The following is a 16,604-nucleotide window of genomic DNA, read 5'->3' as shown; positions in this document are numbered from 1 at the left end:
GATGGGTATCGATCGGCCCGCATCACGCTTGGGGGAAAACGACCATGGACATCGACGACCTGGAACCGCGCAAGGCCAAGCCCGCGCCCAAGGATCTCTCCAGCCTCGGCGTGGCGGAGCTGAAGGCCTACATCGCCGGCCTGGAGGCGGAGGTCGAGCGCGCCCGCGCCGCCATCGCCGCGAAGGAGGCGCAGAAGAACGCCGCCGAGGCCTTCTTCAAGAAGCCGTCCTGAGGGTTTGGGCTAGAAACGCGAAAAGGCCCCCTCCCGCGCCGTGGCGGAAGGGGGCCTTTTCTTGACCGATAACGTCCGTCAGTCCCGGCCGACCAGATCGCGGTAGCAGTGCCAGGAGGCGTGGCCGATCAGCGGGAAGGCCAGCGCCATGCCGAGGAAGCCGGTGACCATGCCGGCGGCCATGAACAGCGCGATCAGGAAGCCCCAGACCGCCATGGCCTGCCAGTTCTCGCGCACCACGACGACGCTGGTCGCCATGGCGGTGAAGACGTCGGTCTCGCGGTCCAGCAGCATCGGGATCGACACAACGCTGATGGCGAAGACCACGGTCGCGATCACCCCGCCCAGGATCGTTCCGGTCAGCAGGAACGGGATCGTCTGCGACGAGAAGAAGATGCGCTCGACCAGCTGGTCGAAGGCCGGCGGATCCATGGAAAAGAACAGCGCGAAGACCAGGAAGGCGACGCGGATCCAGGCGAGCAGGGCCAGCATCAGGGTCAGCCCGATCCCGGCGATCTGCATCCCGTTGCGGTGGTAGGCGCCGGCCACCCGGGCCAGAGTCGGGCGCTCCCCGCGCTCCAGCAGGCGGCTCGTCTCGTAGAGGCCGACGGCCAGCACCGGCCCCAGCAGCATGAAGCCCGCCGCCATCGGCAGGATCAGGTAGCCCAGGTCGTACATGGCGAGCCCGGCCACCAGAACGAAGCTGGAGACGACGGCCAGGACGCCGTAGGCCAGGCTGATCGCCGGGCTGGCGCACATGTCGCGCCACCCCGCGGTCAGCCACACCCAGGGACGGTCGGTGCCGACCGTGCGGATGCGCGGCAGGAACCGGGACGGCTTGTGGAATTCGGATGCACCGCGATGAGACCAGACGTCGACCATGGCTGCGGCCTCCTCAGTCTTCAGTGGGCTTTGCCCGTTTGCCTCTCGTGAGCATCACTGTAGCGCAGCAAACGGCAGCTGAACAGATTGTCTGTTCGGCGGACTGTTTCAGCGCGTAATTGTCACGAAAGTCAGAGGGCCCGGTCCCTTGGTGTGGCCCTTATCGCCGCCCCCTGTTGCCGCCCCCCTGTTGCCGCCAAGACTCACCTTCCGGACGACCGTCGGGGGACCCGTCCACGACGGCTGACGCGGGAGTCGTCGCGGTGGTAGCAGAATGGGACTCAACGTCAGGGAATCCCGTTCATGGCACCGAAGGCCCTCAAGTCTCCCGCCCTCACCGTCGTCAAGGGTGGCATCAAGGGCGGCAAGACCCTTCCCCCCAACGCCGCCCGCCACATCGAGCGGCACAAGGCGGCGGCGCGGTCGCTGCGCAAGCCCGCCGCCTTCCAGGCGCCGACCCCGGTCCTGGAGCAGGACGGCCGCGTCGCGTTCCCGGGCGTGGTCGAATACCGCCTGAACGACGGCACCACCGTGGCCACGCCGCCCGCGGACAACGGCATCGTCTACCAGCCGGTCATCCACGACCTCGCGCTCTACGACTGGATGCGCGCCCGCGGCCTGACCGAGACCGGCCACCGCGTGGTCTGAGTCGTCCGTCCGGTCCGCAGACGTCCGCGGGCTGCCGTAAACACCCTCTCCCAGCCCCGCTGGGAGAGGGAGGGACCCGCCGGAGGCGGGAGGGTGAGGGCAAGGTTGTCCCGAGAAACCAAGCCCTCACCCTCCCACGGCTGAGCCGTGGGCCCCTCCCTCTCCCGCCGGGGGCGGGCGAGGGGGATGGAGGACCGCCCGGCGGGAGGGCGGTTCAGTCCTCGACCTTCTTGCCGTCCAAGTTCTTGCCGTCCAGGTCCGTCGTCCGGCGCTCGCGCTCCTGCCGGTCGCGCTGCTTTTCCGCCTTGGTGCGGCCGAAGCGCACGCGGTTCTCCTCCGCGACTTTTTCGCGCTCTTCCCGCTCGCGCATCTTTCGGAATCGGTTCAGGTTGACGACATCACCCATGCGCGTATCTCCAACGTCTTGCCCAAGGTCCCCGGCCATCCGCCGGCGCCTGGGCCGGGGCTGGGGACAAGGCGCGGGCCGGGCGGAAACTCGGCCGTGGATTTGCCCAAATTGCTTGTTCTTGTCTGTGTCTTAGCTTAGCGAAACACCGCGGGGGCTGGAAGGTTCGTGGCCTTGCGGACCGGGCTCGCGGTCCGGTGGTGCGGGGGAGGGCGGGGCGTCGGTGAAGAAGATCCTGATCGCGGTTCTGGTCGTGCTTGCCGTTCTGGTCGGCGCCGTTCTCATCGTGCCCGGCTTCATCGACTGGAACAGCTACAAGGCCCAGATCGCCGAACGGGTGTCGTCGGCCACCGGCCGCGCGGTGGAGCTGAAGGGCGACATCGGCCTGTCGCTGCTGCCGTCGCCGGCCCTGACCGTGCGCGACGCGCGGCTCGCCAACGCGCCCGGCGGGGCGGAGCCGGACATGGCCCGCCTGAAGGAACTGGACGTCCGCGTGGCGCTCGGCCCGCTGCTCGGCGGTCGCATCCAGGTGCAGAGCATCCGCCTGATCGACCCGGTCTTCGTGTTCGAGGTGCTGCCCGACGGACGCTTCAACTGGGACCTGTCCGGCGCCGACCGCCCGCCGCCCCCCGCCGGCCAGGGTTCGGGCGACGGGCTGGCGTCGGCGGTCAGCTTCGACCAGGTGACGGTCGAGAACGGCACCATCCTCTACCGCGACGCCCGCGCCGGCCGGTCGGAGACGCTGGACCGCCTGGACGCCCGCATCGTCGCCGGCAGCTTCACCGGCCCGTTCCAGGGGCAGGGCAGCTTCCGCGCGCGCGGCGTGCCCATGCGCGGGGAGATGTTCGTCAGCCGCCTCGTCGAAGGCGCCGCGGTGCAGGTCCGCGCGGCGCTGTCCATGGCCGACACCGACGCGACCCTCCGATTCGCCGGCATCGTCACCAAGGCGCCGGTCGGCGGCGGCTCGCGCGCCCAGGGCGACCTGCGCGTGGAGGGCGCCGACCTCGCCCGCGCGCTGGACAGCCTGACCGGCAAGGCGGCCGGGCAGGCGGCTGGTGGTCATGGCGCCGCCAACCCGGCGCTGGCGCAGAGCTTCAGCGTCCGCACGGCGGTGGAGGCCTCGGCGGCCGGGGCCAGCTTCACCAACCTGGAAGGCCAGCTCGGCGACACGCGCGCCACCGGAACCGCGACGCTGCGCAGCGGCGGCCCGGAGGCCGGCAGCCCGGCGCGGGCGGAGGTGACGCTGGGCCTCAACCGCCTGGACCTGGACGGCTGGCTCGACCGGGGGCTCGACCGGGCCGGGACCTCCGGCGGCGCGGCACCCTCCGCCTCCGCGCCCACCGGCGGGACCGCCCCGGCCGGCCCCGCCGCCGGCCGTCCCGGCAGTTTCGCGCTGCCGGAGGGGCTGGACGCCAAGCTCGACCTCTCCGTCGACGCCATCACCTACAACGGCGGGATCGTGCGCCAGGGGCGGGTGGAGGCGAACCTGTCCGGCGGCACCCTCAACATCGACCGCTTCAGCGCGCTGCTGCCCGGCGGGTCCGATTTCGTGGCGGCGGGGGAGCTGGCGGCGGCCAACGGTCAGCCGGCGCTGACCCTGCGGATGGAGGCGAACGCCGACAACCTGCGCGCCCTGCTGGAGTGGCTGAAGGTGGACGTGCACGCGGTGCCGGCCGACCGGCTGCGCCGCGCCTCGCTGTCCGCCCAGGTGCAGGGGCGGCCGGGGCGGGTGGATGTCTCCGGGCTCGACCTGCGGGTGGACACCAGCCGCCTGTCCGGCGCCGTCGCCTATGTGGACCGCGGCCGCCCGGCCTTCGGCGCACGGCTCGACCTCGACCGCCTGAACCTCGACGCCTACCTGCCGCAGCCGGCCGACGCCGGTGGGGCCGCGGCGCCCGCGGGTGCCGCGCCGGCGAACGGCAAGGGCAACGCCGCCGCCAGCGCCAATGGCAACGCCCGTCAGCCGATGACGCCCGCGCGCCTGCTCGCCTCGGTGGACGCCAACCTCGACCTGACCGTCGGGCAGCTGACCGTGCGCGGCCTGCCCGCGACGGGGCTGCACCTCGACGCCACGGCGGCCGGCGGCGCGCTGTCGGTCAAGCAGGCCACGGTCGAGGACTTTGCCGGGCTGAAGGGCCGGCTGGACGGGCAGGCCGCCGGGATCGCCCCCCTGCGCGGCGCGCACCTGACGCTGAACGTGGAGGCGGCCAGCCTCGACGGCCTGTCGCGGGTCGTGTCCTGGCCGGCCGGCGCCCCCGATCCGGAGAAGATCGGCCCGGTCAAGGCGCAGGCGCGCCTGTCCGGCGACGCCGACCGCCTGGCGGTGGAGCTGTCCATGGACGCGGTCGGCGGCAACCTGGAGGCCGGCGGCACGGTCCTGAACCTGGAGCACAACCCCTCCGCCGACCTGAAGCTGCGCACCAGGCACCCGGAACTGGGTCAGCTCGCGGCACTCCTCTCCAATCGCGCGGAGGCCGCCGCCTACGGCGCCATGGACCTCTACGCGGAGCTGGCGGGGACCAAGAAGGCCTTCACGCTCGCCAACATCCAGGGCACCGTCGCCGGCACCTCGCTGCGCGGCCGCGCCGCCACCGACCTGAACGGCGCCAAGCCGCGCGTGGACGCGGAGATCCAGACCGGCGACCTCGATCTCGACCGCCTCGCCGCCGGCCCCGCCGCGGCGTCCCGCCGGCCGGGCGCGCCCGCCGGCGGCCCGGCGCCGGCCGGGAGCGCCGCGCCCGCCCCGGCGGCCGACTCCGGAAGCCTGGATTTCGGCTGGCTGAACAGCTTCGACGGCCGCCTGGCGCTGACCTCCGCGGCGCTGGTCAAGGGCGAGACGCGAATCGAGAAGCCGGCCCTGCGCGCCGCCGTGCAGAACGGCGTGCTGACGCTGGAGCAATTCGACGGCGGCCTGCTCGGCGGCCAGTTGGGCATCACCGGCCGTCTTGCCGCGCCGGGCGGGCAGGCGCCGACCGCGGAGGCCGCGATCACGCTGGTCAAGGCGAAGCTCGCCCAAGCCTTCAAGGATGGGGGCATCGGCGGCGGGGCGCTCGACCTGACCGGCGGCACGCTGGACCTCGAATCGACTCTCGCCACCAGCGGCACCAGCACCGACGCGCTGCTGCGGGCCCTCAGCGGCCAGGGCCGGGTCAGCGCGCGCGACGGCGTGATCCGCGGCTTCGACCTGCGCGCCCTGCGCGACCGCCTGACCAGGCTCGACCGCCCGCAGGAGCTGCTGGGCGCGGTGATGGGCGGGCTCCAGGGCGGCGAGACGCAGTTCGCGCGGATGGACGGCACCTTCGTGGTGGACCAGGGCGTGCTGCGCACCGAGGACCTGAAGCTCGACTCGGACGTCGGGCAGGCCTCCGGCGTGGGGCAGGTCAACCTGCCGGCCAAGTCCATCGACATGCGCGTGCGCGTCACCATCCTGTCGGAGCAGGCGCTGCCGCCGCTGACCGTCCGGCTGACCGGCCCGCTGGCCCAGCCGACCCGCTCCTTCGAGATGCAGGAGGTGCAGGAGTATTTCGCCCGGCGCGCCGCCGAGGGCCTTCTGAACCGCGTGATCCCGAAGGACGTGCCGATTCCCGGCGCCGGCGGGGATGGCGCGCCGGTGAAGCCCGACACGCTGCTGAAGGGGCTGTTCGAGGGGCTGCGCCGGTGATCCGGCCAGCCCCGAACGCGGCGCGCCCGTGACGCATCGCACCCAAGCCCGTTGAAGTTCTGCGGGGTGGGTCCCATAATGTGCCAACGAAACCCGGATTTTGAGTCGATGCAGGTGGACAACAAGCTTCTGGACGATCTGGCCCGCGTTGCGGGTGGCGCGCTCGGCGCGCTGTCGTCCCTGCGTGAAGAGGCCGAGGCGCAGATGCGCCAGCAGTTCGAGCGCGTGCTGTCGCGGATGGACGTGGTCAGCCGCGAGGAATACGAGGCCGTTCGCGCCATGGCCGCCAAGGCCCGCGAGGAGCAGGAGGCGCTGACCGAGCGCATCACCGCGCTGGAAGCGACGGTGGCCACCCTGCTCGCCGACCGCGCTCTGCGGCACGAGGAGGGAGCCCCGCACCGCCGCGCTCCCGGCCAGGCCTCCGGCGTGGCGGGCAAGCCGACCGGCACGTCCCCTGGTTCAAGTGACGACTCGGGGACGGGCGCCGGGGTCTGATCCCGCCGCCGCCAGTCACGAATCCATCACGGACGCACCGCCGAAAACCAGTTGCGCCGGCCTGATCCTTTTTGGCACGGTGCTTCCGGTGGTAGCCTTTCGGCCGCCAGACACAATATCTCGGGGCTTTGGCTCTTGGCTTGATGAGCCGGGGGCCCGGCCTTGCCCCGGGGGCCTGGGGGCGGTGACGTCCACCGCGCCTTCACAGGAGGATGCCGACATGTCGGCTGTTGCCGTCGACACTCCCTCTTCCGCCCACAATCCCCTGGACATCGTCGAGGAGATCGTCACCGCCAACGAATGGCCTTTCGAGCGGGCCAGCGAGGATGAACTCGTCGTCGAGATCGGGGGGCGCTGGTGCGACTACCGGCTCTACTTCGTGTGGCAGCCCGACGTCAGCGCGATGCAGTTCTCCTGCCAGTTCGACATGAAGGTGCCCTCCGCGCGCCGGTCCGCGGCCAACGACCTGCTGGCCGAGGTGAACGCGCGCATGTGGCTCGGCCATTTCGACGTCTGCTCGGAGGAGCACACGCCGATGTTCCGCCAGACCATGCTGCTGCGCGGCTCGCGCGGGGCGACGGTGGAGCAGCTGGAAGACCTCGTGGAGATCGCGCTGTCGGAGTGCGAGCGCTTCTACCCCGCCTTCCAGTTCGTGATCTGGGGCGGCAAGTCGGCGTCGGACGCGGTGTCCGCCGCGATCCTGGACACCGTGGGCGAGGCGTAAGGTCATGTCGGAAGGCTGCGCGCTGCTTCTGGTCGGCTGCGGAAAGATGGGCGGCGCCATGCTGGACGGCTGGCTGGCCGCCGGCACCGCGTCGCGCGTCGTGGTGGTGGAGCCGTCGGGCCTGCCGGAGAGCGTGCGCGGCAACCCCGCCGTTTCCGCCGCGACCGGCCCCGCCGACCTGCCCTCCGGTTTCGTGCCTGACGTCGTCGTCCTGGCGGTGAAGCCGCAGGTGATGGACACGGTCCTGCCGGGCTACCGCCCGCTGGTCCGCCCCGGCACCGTCTTCCTGTCCATTGCCGCCGGCAAGACCATCGGGTCCTTCGAATCGCTGCTGGGCGCGGATGCGGCGGCCCCCGAATTGTCGATCGTGCGCTCCATGCCCAACACCCCGGCCGCCATCGGACGCGGCATGACCGTCGCCGTCGGCAACGCCGCCGTCACGCCATCCCAGCGCACGCTGTGCGACGCGCTGCTGCGCGCGGTCGGCGACGTCGCCTGGGTGGAGGACGAATTGCTGCTGGACCCGGTCACCGCCGTGTCGGGCAGCGGCCCGGCCTATGTGTTCCTGATGGTCGAGGCGATGGCCAAGGCCGGCGAGGCCGCCGGCCTCCCGGCGGAGCTTGCCATGCGTCTGGCGCGGGCCACCGTTGCGGGCGCGGGCGAGCTGATGCACCAGTCCCCGACCCCCGCCGCCGACCTGCGCAAGGCAGTGACCAGCCCGAACGGCACGACTCAGGCCGCGCTCGACGTGCTGATGGCCGGCGACGGCCTCCAGCCCCTGATGGACCGCGCCATCGCCGCCGCCACCCGCCGGTCGCAAGAACTGGCGCGGTAAGAGGGCGCCATGACCGACCTCAGCCCCTCCGCCCGCCGCGTTCAGGACCTTCTCGACCAGATCGGCCTCGGCCACCGGGTGGTGGAGCATGAGGGCAGCACCCGCACGTCGGAGGACGCGGCGAACGCCGTCGGCTGCAGCGTGGCGGAGATCGCCAAATCCCTGATCTTCCGCGGCAAGGAGAGCGGGCGCCCGGTCCTGGTGGTGGCCAGCGGGGCCAACCGCGTGGACGAAAAGGCGGTCGGCCGGCTGATCGGGGAGAAGATCGAGCGCGCCGATCCCGACTTCGTGCGCGATAGCACCGGCTTCGCCATCGGCGGCGTGCCCCCGATCGGCCACGCCGTGCCGCCGCTGGTTCTGATCGACGCCGACCTGATGGCGCTGGAGACGATCTGGGCCGCCGCCGGCACCCCCAACGCCGTCTTCCAGCTCACCCCCGCCCAGCTGGTCAGCATGACCGGCGGTCGCGTGGAGGTGGTGCGAAAAGGGTAAGGCACCCCACTTCGGAAGGCTTGGTCAATCGGGCGCATTGACGCGGGCGGATCGCCCCGCGACACGTCCGCGCAATGGCGGCGCTGCCCCCTTCCAAGCCCTTGGCTTCTCTGGCAAGACTCTCGGCAACACAGCCGCCGGGACGCCAAAGCGACTGCCATGGCCAAACCCGGCGGGACACCCTTGCGAGAGGCTGAAGGGAGGCCCCGATGACCGACGCCCGCCACAACCCTTACGAGACCGACCTGGACCAGAACGCGGCCAACACGGTGCCGCTGTCGCCGCTGTCCTTCCTGCGCCGCACCGCCGCCGTCTACCCGCAGCGCACCGCCGTCATCCACGGCCCGGTCCGCCGCACCTGGGCGGAGACCTACGAGCGCTGCGTGCGGCTCGCCTCGGCGCTGACCAAGCGCGGCATCGGGCTCGGCGACACGGTCGCGGTCATGGCCCCCAACACGCCGGAGGCCTTCGAGGCCCACTTCGGCGTGCCGATGGCCGGCGCCGTGCTGAACGCGCTGAACATACGCCTGGACGCCGAGGCGCTGGCCTTCATCCTGGAGCATGGCGAGGCGAAGATCCTGCTGACCGACCGGGAATTCTCCGGCGTGATCGGCAAGGCCATCCATATGCTGGAGCCCAAGCGCCGCCCCATCGTCATCGACATCGACGACCCGCAGGCCAAGGGCGGCGAGCTGATCGGCGAGCAGACCTACGAGCAGTTCCTGGAAACCGGCGACCCCGCCTTCGACTGGCCGATGCCGGCGCGGGAGTGGCAGGCCATCGCGCTGAACTACACGTCGGGCACCACGGGCAACCCCAAGGGCGTCGTCTACCACCACCGCGGCGCCTACCTGAACGCCATGGGCAACGTGCTGACCTGGGCGATGCCGCACCACCCCGTGTATCTGTGGACCCTGCCGATGTTCCACTGCAACGGCTGGTGCTTCCCCTGGACGGTCACGGCGATGGCCGGCACCAACGTCTGCATCCGCACCATCTCGGCCAAGGGCATCTACGACGCGCTGGCCGACCTGGGCGTCACCCACATGTGCGGCGCGCCGATCATCATGGGCCTGATCGTCAACGCGCCGGAGGAGCAGAAGCGCGAGATTCCGCGCGGCGTGAAGATGATGACCGCCGGCGCCGCCCCGCCCGCCGCGGTGATCGAGAAGATCGAGCGCTTGGGCTTCGAGGTCACCCACGTCTACGGCCTGACGGAGGTCTACGGCCCGGTCACCATCTGCGCCTGGCATGAGCGTTGGGACGACCTGCCGCTGGAGGAGCGCGCGGCGCTGAAGGCGCGCCAGGGCGTCAACTACGCCACGCTGGAAGGGCTGATGGTCGCCGACCCCAACACGTTGCAGCCGACCCGCAAGGACGGCGTGACGATGGGTGAGATCTTCATGCGCGGCAACACCGTCATGAAGGGCTACCTGAAGAACCCGCGCGCCACGCAGGAGGCCTTCTCCGGCGGCTGGTTCCACACCGGCGACCTCGGCGTCTGGCACCCCGACGGCTACATCGAGCTGAAGGACCGCTCCAAGGACATCATCATCTCCGGCGGCGAGAACATCTCGACCATCGAGGTCGAGTCGGTCCTCTACAAGCATCCGGACATCGTCGAGGCCGCGGTGGTCGCCCGTCCCGACGAGAAGTGGGGCGAGACGCCCTGCGCCTTCGTCACGCTGAAGGACGGCGTGACCCTGACCGAGGCCGAGGTGATCGCCTACTGCCGCGAGCATCTGGCCCACTTCAAGTGCCCGCGCACGGTGGTCTTCACCGCCCTGCCGAAGACCTCCACCGGCAAGATCCAGAAGTACGTCCTGCGCGAGCAGGCGCGCGCCCTGAACGGCGCGAAGGGCTGAGGACCCTCCTATTCCCTCTCCCCTCTGGGGAGAGGGTTAGGGTGAGGGGGTTGCGCGTTTGCCGGACGTACCAAGGTGGCGGGACCCCCTCACCCTGCCCTCTCCCCGGAGGGGAGAGGGTCATGCACCCTCTCCCGGGGCTCTCGGCAGCCAAAAGGCCACCTGACGCCGTCAGCGCCCGCAAGCGGGCGCGAGAGGCGGGAGAGGGAATTGTTGACCATGGCGGTGCGCATGGATTTCGGCCCCCTCTCTCCCGCCGATCTGGACGCCGCCGCGGCCCTGGTCCGCCAGGGCTTCGGCATCCCGCGGGAGAATTTCGAGCGGTCCATCGCTCTGTTCGGCACCGACGTGCTGCGCGGCCTGCGCCGCGACGGGCAACTGGTCGGCTGCGCCGCCGTCTGGCCGATGGACCAGTGGTTCGGCGGGCGCCCGGTGCCGGCCCATGGCGTTGCCGCCGTCGCGGTCGACCCGGCGGCGCGGGGGAGGGGGCACGGCTCCGCCCTGGTCCGCGGCGTTCTGGAGGAGGCCCGCGCGTCCGGCGCCGCGCTCTCCGTTCTCTATCCTGCGACTCTTGCGCTCTACGCCAGGGCCGGCTACGGCCGGGGCGGGGTGTCCTTCGACTGGAGCGCGCCGCCCGCCGCCTTGCTCGACGGACCTCCGCCGGGCGACGGCACCGTCATGCGCGCCGCCCCCCGGGACGCGACTCCGCTGGCGGCGCTGCGCCGGCGCGTGCTGGAAACCGGCAACGGACTGGTGGAACGCAACGAGGGGCTGTGGAGCTTCGCCCTCTGCCCGGATGGCGAGCCGTCCGACCTCTTCCTCCTGAACGGTCCGGACGGTCCGGAAGGCTACGTTGCCGTCGGTGCGCCAAAACGTCGCAGCCTGGTCGTCGCCGACATCTGCCTGCTCAGCCGCCGCGCAGCAAAGCTCGCGCTGGGTTTCCTGGCGGGCTACCGGGCGCAGGTCGACCGGCTGCGCTGGCGCGGCGGGCCGGACGACCCGCTGGCTCTGCTCGCCCCCGCGCCGGCCGCTGCCGGCGGCGTCGCCGTGGACGCGCGCGAGGAGTGGCTGCTTCGAATCCTGGACGTCGAACGCGCGCTCAGCACCCGCGGCTACCCGGCGGCGCTGACCGCGGAGCTTCTTCTCGACGTCGCGGACCCGCTGTTTCCCGCCAACGGCGGGCTTTTCCGGCTTTTCGTGTCCGGCGGCCGCGGCGGCGTCCAACGTGTTTCCGGGCCTGTCACGCTTCCGCCCGCCGGCGTGCTGTCCTTGGACGTCGCCGCGCTCGCCACACTTTACAGTGGGCATAGGGGTGCGGCTCTGCTCCGTCAGGTTGGGCTGCTGGAGGGCGGGGACGACGCCGTGGCGACCGCCTCCCTGGTCTTCGCGGGACCGAGCCCCTGGATGCCCGACCGCTTCTGACCGCGTGTCAATGAATGACACAGGTCATACCAGAAATTAATTCTTGGCGGCATATAAGGTTAAGACAAGGCATCAAAACCGCGGAAGCGGCGCCGCTGAACTCGGGGGAGCCCGATTGCCATGACGATCGGAAAGCGTATCGCGCTTGGGTTTGTGACCGTTCTTATGCTGACGATGGTTGTGGCCTTCGTGGGCTGGAGCAGCCTGCGCACCTACGCCGGGCGCGTCGATGTCGCAGCACACACCGCCGATTTGGACACCCGCCTGAAAGCCGTGCGCATCGAAGAGGCGCGTTTCGTGACGGAGCGCGACGCCCGCGCCGCCGCCAGCGTGCCGGGCATGCTGGAGACGCTGCGGGCCGAGGCGCGCGAGACGAAGGGCGCGCTGGACGACGCCGGCAGCGTCCGACTGCTCGACGACATCCTGGCGGGCATCGACGGCTACCGCGCCGCCTTCGCCAACTTCGTCGCCCAGGACAAGGAGGCCCGCGCCCGCACCGACGGCATGGAGGCCCGCGCGCGCGCCCTGAAGGACATCGCGGAGAAGATCGGCCGCCAGCAGTCCGACCGCTACGACCAGAACATGGTCAGCCTGCGCGACGCGGAGCACGCGGTCCGGCAGGCGCGCGACACCTCCGACCGCGCCGACCGGCTGATCGAGACGGTGCTGGAGGCCCGCCGCCTGCAGGCGGAGTTCCTGCGCACGCGCAACCCGGCCGGCATGCAGGCCGTGGGCGACGCCGTCGCGCTGCTGCTGTCGACCGTCGAGACCGTCGAGAAGGATCTGGCCGGCACCAACGACGAGGATCTGGCCAAGCAGATCGTCGCCGCGGTGCGCGACTACCGCGCCGCCCTGGATCAGGCCAGCGCGGCCGAGTCGGGCCGGGGGCTGGATGCCCACGCCCAGCAGATCCAGAAGCTCGCCCACGAGATGCAGGAGAATCAGGGCTCGGTTTCCGCCGCCCTCCAGGAGGCCGCCGGCTTCGCGCAGAGCGAGGTGAACGAGGCCGTGCAACTGCGCGGCGTCGCGATGCGCCTGATCCAGAACGCGCAGGCCGCCATGCTCGGCCAGCGCGACTATCTGCTGGGCGGCGACGCGGCGGCGCGGGCCACGGTCGCCGAGGCGGTCAAGGAGACGCTGGATCTGGCGAAACAGGCCAGCGCCGTCCTGGTGGACGCGGAAGGGCGCGCGCTGATCGCCGCGATCACCGACGCCGCCCAGGCCTTCGACCGGGAATTCGCGGCGCTGGTCGCGGCCAGCGAGAACCAGCGCACCGCCTCCACCGCCATGGCCAAGGCGGCCGGGGCGGTCAGCGACCAGGTGGCGCGGCTGGTCTCCATCCAGCGCGAGGACCGCGAGAACGGGCGCGCCAACGCCAGCACCGTGATCATCGTCGGCGCGGTGGTGTCGCTGGCGCTCGGCCTGATGCTGGCCTGGTACATCGACCGCGGCATCACGCTTCCCCTGCACGCCATGACCGGCGCCATGGGCCGCCTGTCCGAAGGCGACCTGGACGTCGACATCCCCGGTGCCGACCGCAAGGACGAGCTGCGCGCCATGGCGCTGGCCCTGCGCGTCTTCAAGGAGAACGCGCTGGAGATGCGGCGCATGGAGGGCGAGCGGGAGGAGATGCGCCGGCAGATCGACGCCGACCGTCGCCGCACCATGAACGAGTTCGCCGCCGGCTTCGAGCAGGCGGTGTCCGGCGTCGTCCTGTCGCTGACCGATTCGGCCGGCAACCTGGGCCGCGACGCGCAGGAGATGTCGTCGGACGCAGCGCTCACCACAGCCAAGTCCAGCGCCGTGGCCTCCGCGTCGGAGCAGGCCTCCACCAACGTCCAGACGGTCGCCGCCGCGGCGGAGGAACTGTCCTCCTCCATCGCCGAGATCTCGCGCCAGCTCAACGCCAGCTCGCAGGTGGCCATGGGGGCGGCCGGCAAGGCGCGGGAAACCAACACCATCGTCGAAGGGCTGGCCGACGCGGCGCAGCGCATCGGGCAGGTCGTCAACCTGATCGGCGAGATCGCCAGCCAGACCAACCTGCTGGCGCTCAACGCCACCATCGAGGCCGCCCGCGCCGGGGAGGCCGGCAAGGGCTTCGCCGTGGTGGCGACGGAGGTCAAGAACCTCGCCGGCCAGACCGCCAAGGCGACCGAGGAGATCTCCTCCCAGGTCGCGGACATGCAGGCCGCGACCGGCGGTGCCGTGGAGGCGATCCGCACCATCTCCGACGCGGTCGGGACGATCAGCCGCACCGTGACCGACATCGCCCAGGCGATGGAACAGCAGGGCCTCGCCACCCGCGAGATCGCGCAGAACGTCAACGAAGCCGCCGAGGGCACCCAGCAGGTGATGCGCCACATCGCCGAGGTCACCCACGCCGCCAGCAAGACCGGCGGCGCCGCCGACGCGGTGCTGGACGCCAGCCGCACGCTCGCCCGCCAGGCCGAACACCTGCGCGCGGAAGTCCAGGGCTTCCTGAACAAGGTGCGGTCGGCGTAAGGGGGAGGCGCCAGCCGTTGGGCCCCCTCCCTAACCCTCCCCCATCTTCGACGGGGGAGGGAACTCCGCCGCTTCGAGGATAGCCCCTCCCCCGCGAAGTGGGGGAGGATGGGTGGGGGCCCAATTCCAACCACTCCCCACCACCACTCCCATCCCCACCATCCCCGCCCCAACATTCGCCCGGCCGCTCCCCGTTGCTTTCACACCGGGCTTCTGTTAAGCCGCGCCGTGCCTTCCGGACGCGAGATCTCATGGCCTTTTCCCTGTCACGCCTCGATTCCTCCAGGGCGCTCCCCGATTCCATCCTTGCGGTGCTGGCCGGTCTGGCGGCGGCGCTGCTCGGGCCGCTGGCGGCGATGGCGCCGCGCGGACTGCCGGTGTGGGCGATCCTGGTGATCCTGATCGGGCTGGCCGGGCTGGCGCGGCGCGACGCGCTGGGCCGCCTGCAACGGGCGCTGCCGGGTCTGGCCGTGGTGGGCGCCTTCCTGCTGCTCGCCGCCGCCTCCGTGACCTGGAGCCCGTCGTCCCGCGCCGGGCTGACGGTGGTGGAGATCGGCTACGTGGCGCTCGGCGCGCTGGTCGGCGGGGCATGGCTGTCCTCGCTGCCGGGGGTGGAGGCGCGGCGGCTGGTCCAGCTGTTCCTGGCCGGCACCTTCGTCGGCATCGCCGTCTTCGCGGCGGAGGCGGCGCTGGACTTCCCGCTGCACCGCTGGTGGAACCGCGTCCCGGCGGACTTCCCCATCGCCGACAGCAACGTGCCCAAGCGCACTGCGGCCTTGCTCTGCCTGCTGGTCTGGCCGGCGGCGATGGCGCTCGACCGCGGCGGGCGCCGCGGGGTGGCGCTGCTGCTGCCACTCGGCTACGCCGCCGCCTGCCTGTTGCTGACCAGCCGGTCGGCGATGATGGGCATCGCGGTCGGCGTGGCGGTCTTCCTGCTGTCCTGCGCGTCGGTGCGGGCGGTCCGGGCCGCCCTGGGCGTTGTCCTGGCCCTGGCCTTCGCCGGCGTCCTGCCGGCCGTCCTGCTGTTCGACCGCGTGCTGGACCTCGACGCCGCCACCTGGCTGTTCCGCTCCGCCCAGCACCGCGTGGAGATCTGGGGCATGGCGGCGGAGCGCGCCCTGGAGACGCCGTTCTTCGGGCAGGGGATCGACGCCTCCCGCGCGCTGATGCCGGAAGGCGAGGTGTCGCGCTTCGGCACCATCACCGACAGCCTGCTGCCGCTGCACCCGCACAACGCCTTCCTCCAGGTCTGGCTGGAGCTGGGCGGCCTCGGCGCCGCGCTGGCCCTGGCGGCGGCCCTGCTGCTCCTCTTCGGCACGGCGCGGCTGGAGGAGCGGGAGCAGCCCTTCGCGCTCGCCCTGTTCGCCTCCGGCCTCGCCATGGTCAGCACCGCCTACGGCATCTGGCAGGCCTGGTGGATGGCCGGCATCCTGTCGGCCGGCCTGATGCTGCGCCTCGCCGCCCGCGCGCCGGCCCACGATGACTAAAGGGCAGCCTCGCCGCATCCTGGTCATCAAGCTGGGCGCCTTCGGCGACTTCTTCCTGGCGCAGACGGCCTTCGCCGCCATTCGGCGCCACCATGCCGGCGCTCATCTGGCCCTGCTGACCCTGCCGTCGCTGGCCCCGCTCGCCCGCCTGAGCGGCCTGTTCGACGAGGTGCTGGAGGACCCGCGCGGGCGCAAGCTCGCCGATTACATGCGGGTGCGCCGCCTGCTGCGCGCCGGGCGCTTCGACCGCGTCTATGATTTGCAGGCGCAGCCGCGCACCGACCGGTATTTCTGGCTGCTCGCCCCCGGCCCCTGGCCGGAATGGTCGGGCACGGCGCTGGGCGCCTCCCACCGCGACCAGTATCCGGGGCGCCGCCGGGTGCCGGTGCTGGCGCGCTACGCCCGGCAGCTGGCCCCCTTCGGCATCGCGCTGGACGACACGCCCGACCTGTCCTGGCTGGACGCCGACATCGCCCGCTTCGGTCTGACCGCCCCCTACGTCCTCCTGATCCCCGGCTCCTCCCCCGGCCGCCCGGACAAGCGCTGGCCGGTCGAGCGCTATGCCGAGCTGGCGGACACGCTGGCGGCGCGCGGCGTGACGCCGGTGGTGCTGGGCACCGCGATCGAGGCCGACCTCGCCAAGGCCATCGTTGCCGCCTGCCCGGCGGCCGTGGACCTGACCAGCCGGACCAGCGTGCCGGAGATCGCCGGGCTCGCCCGCCGGGCCTGGGCGGCGGTCGGCAACGACACCGGCCCGACCCATCTGGTGGCCGCGGTCGGCTGCCCGACGGTGGCCGTCTTCTCCGACGCGTCGAAGCCGATCCACGCCAACGGGCCGCGCGTCGTGGTCCACCACCGGCCGGACTTCGCGGCCATGGACGTGGCCGGCGTGCTGGACGCGATGGACGCGGTTTCCGCGAACCGGTAGAGTGCCGCGCGCAATTCAGGAGTT

At 71.8% G+C, this 16,604-nt stretch carries 14 protein-coding genes; 12 read left to right on the top strand and 2 right to left on the bottom strand.

From position 1 onward, the window contains the following. The first annotated feature begins 44 nt into the window (after positions 1-44). Complete coding sequence (locus J2851_RS09645) at positions 45-233, top strand: DUF1192 domain-containing protein (protein WP_209766010.1); 189 nt, start codon at positions 45-47, stop codon at positions 231-233. A gap of 78 nt (positions 234-311) precedes the next feature. Here J2851_RS09645 and J2851_RS09640 read toward each other — a convergent pair whose 3' ends face one another. Beyond that, positions 312-1,115 carry a DUF2189 domain-containing protein gene (locus J2851_RS09640; protein ID WP_209766009.1) on the bottom strand — a complete coding sequence of 268 codons (804 nt, stop codon included), beginning with the start codon at positions 1,113-1,115 and terminating at the stop codon, positions 312-314. Positions 1,116-1,418: 303 nt separating this feature from the next. On the opposite strand from J2851_RS09640, the gene J2851_RS09635 reads away from it, so the two are divergent. Next, positions 1,419-1,763: a hypothetical protein gene (locus J2851_RS09635; protein WP_209766007.1), complete on the top strand. Its 345-nt coding sequence runs from the start codon at positions 1,419-1,421 to the stop codon at positions 1,761-1,763. 214 nt (positions 1,764-1,977) lie between these two features. Here J2851_RS09635 and J2851_RS09630 read toward each other — a convergent pair whose 3' ends face one another. Further along, positions 1,978-2,169, bottom strand: a complete 192-nt coding sequence (locus tag J2851_RS09630) for a DUF4169 family protein (RefSeq protein WP_209766005.1) — start codon at positions 2,167-2,169, stop codon at positions 1,978-1,980. A 223-nt stretch (positions 2,170-2,392) separates the two neighbouring features. Here J2851_RS09630 and J2851_RS09625 point away from each other — a divergent pair, with 223 nt between their 5' ends. The 10 genes from J2851_RS09625 to J2851_RS09580 all read left to right on the top strand — a co-directional run bounded on the left by J2851_RS09625 (position 2,393) and on the right by J2851_RS09580 (position 16,580). Continuing rightward, positions 2,393-5,830 carry an AsmA family protein gene (locus J2851_RS09625; RefSeq protein ID WP_209766004.1) on the top strand — a complete coding sequence of 1,146 codons (3,438 nt, stop codon included), beginning with the start codon at positions 2,393-2,395 and terminating at the stop codon, positions 5,828-5,830. A 108-nt stretch (positions 5,831-5,938) separates the two neighbouring features. Then, positions 5,939-6,325 (top strand): accessory factor UbiK family protein, encoded by a 387-nt coding sequence (locus J2851_RS09620; RefSeq protein ID WP_209766003.1) that lies wholly within the window; start codon positions 5,939-5,941, stop codon positions 6,323-6,325. 220 nt (positions 6,326-6,545) lie between these two features. Next, complete coding sequence (locus tag J2851_RS09615; protein ID WP_209766002.1) at positions 6,546-7,049, top strand: type III secretion system chaperone family protein; 504 nt, start codon at positions 6,546-6,548, stop codon at positions 7,047-7,049. 4 nt (positions 7,050-7,053) lie between these two features. After that, complete coding sequence (gene proC, locus J2851_RS09610) at positions 7,054-7,884, top strand: pyrroline-5-carboxylate reductase (RefSeq protein WP_209766001.1); 831 nt, start codon at positions 7,054-7,056, stop codon at positions 7,882-7,884. Between the two features lie 9 nt (positions 7,885-7,893). Beyond that, positions 7,894-8,376, top strand: a complete 483-nt coding sequence (locus J2851_RS09605) for a YbaK/EbsC family protein (protein ID WP_209766000.1) — start codon at positions 7,894-7,896, stop codon at positions 8,374-8,376. Between the two features lie 209 nt (positions 8,377-8,585). Further along, positions 8,586-10,241: an acyl-CoA synthetase gene (locus J2851_RS09600; RefSeq protein ID WP_209765999.1), complete on the top strand. Its 1,656-nt coding sequence runs from the start codon at positions 8,586-8,588 to the stop codon at positions 10,239-10,241. A gap of 219 nt (positions 10,242-10,460) precedes the next feature. Next, on the top strand, positions 10,461-11,663 hold the full coding sequence (locus tag J2851_RS09595) for a GNAT family N-acetyltransferase (RefSeq protein WP_246500530.1): 1,203 nt from the start codon (positions 10,461-10,463) through the stop codon (positions 11,661-11,663). A gap of 165 nt (positions 11,664-11,828) precedes the next feature. Then, a complete protein-coding gene (locus tag J2851_RS09590; protein WP_246500529.1) occupies positions 11,829-14,165 on the top strand; it encodes a methyl-accepting chemotaxis protein in 2,337 nt (778 codons plus the stop codon). 251 nt (positions 14,166-14,416) lie between these two features. After that, the gene (locus J2851_RS09585; RefSeq protein ID WP_209765997.1) at positions 14,417-15,652 is read left to right on the top strand and encodes an O-antigen ligase family protein; all 1,236 of its coding nucleotides are present in this window, start codon (positions 14,417-14,419) and stop codon (positions 15,650-15,652) included. Further along, the gene (locus J2851_RS09580) at positions 15,645-16,580 is read left to right on the top strand and encodes a glycosyltransferase family 9 protein (RefSeq protein ID WP_209765995.1); all 936 of its coding nucleotides are present in this window, start codon (positions 15,645-15,647) and stop codon (positions 16,578-16,580) included. The genes J2851_RS09585 and J2851_RS09580 overlap by 8 nt, the downstream gene beginning before the upstream one ends. Positions 16,581-16,604: the final 24 nt, after the last annotated feature.

This window comes from Azospirillum rugosum (assembly GCF_017876155.1).
GTDB classification, from domain to species: domain Bacteria; phylum Pseudomonadota; class Alphaproteobacteria; order Azospirillales; family Azospirillaceae; genus Azospirillum; species Azospirillum rugosum.
Note: the sequence above shows the minus strand (reverse complement) of the source record. Positions and strands in the feature narration are given on the sequence as shown.

Bases quoted from the DNA above. Each gene is read 5' to 3' on its own strand.
- J2851_RS09585 (WP_209765997.1), top strand. From the start codon at position 14,417: ATGGCCTTTTCCCTGTCACGCCTCGATTCCTCCAGGGCGCTCCCCGAT.
- J2851_RS09635 (WP_209766007.1), top strand. From the start codon at position 1,419: ATGGCACCGAAGGCCCTCAAGTCTCCCGCCCTCACCGTCGTCAAGGGT.
- J2851_RS09645 (WP_209766010.1), top strand. From the start codon at position 45: ATGGACATCGACGACCTGGAACCGCGCAAGGCCAAGCCCGCGCCCAAG.
- J2851_RS09600 (WP_209765999.1), top strand. From the start codon at position 8,586: ATGACCGACGCCCGCCACAACCCTTACGAGACCGACCTGGACCAGAAC.
- proC (WP_209766001.1), top strand. From the start codon at position 7,054: ATGTCGGAAGGCTGCGCGCTGCTTCTGGTCGGCTGCGGAAAGATGGGC.
- J2851_RS09615 (WP_209766002.1), top strand. From the start codon at position 6,546: ATGTCGGCTGTTGCCGTCGACACTCCCTCTTCCGCCCACAATCCCCTG.
- J2851_RS09620 (WP_209766003.1), top strand. From the start codon at position 5,939: ATGCAGGTGGACAACAAGCTTCTGGACGATCTGGCCCGCGTTGCGGGT.
- J2851_RS09630 (WP_209766005.1), bottom strand. From the start codon at position 2,169: ATGGGTGATGTCGTCAACCTGAACCGATTCCGAAAGATGCGCGAGCGG.
- J2851_RS09640 (WP_209766009.1), bottom strand. From the start codon at position 1,115: ATGGTCGACGTCTGGTCTCATCGCGGTGCATCCGAATTCCACAAGCCG.
- J2851_RS09595 (WP_246500530.1), top strand. From the start codon at position 10,461: ATGGCGGTGCGCATGGATTTCGGCCCCCTCTCTCCCGCCGATCTGGAC.
- J2851_RS09580 (WP_209765995.1), top strand. From the start codon at position 15,645: ATGACTAAAGGGCAGCCTCGCCGCATCCTGGTCATCAAGCTGGGCGCC.
- J2851_RS09605 (WP_209766000.1), top strand. From the start codon at position 7,894: ATGACCGACCTCAGCCCCTCCGCCCGCCGCGTTCAGGACCTTCTCGAC.
- J2851_RS09590 (WP_246500529.1), top strand. From the start codon at position 11,829: ATGCTGACGATGGTTGTGGCCTTCGTGGGCTGGAGCAGCCTGCGCACC.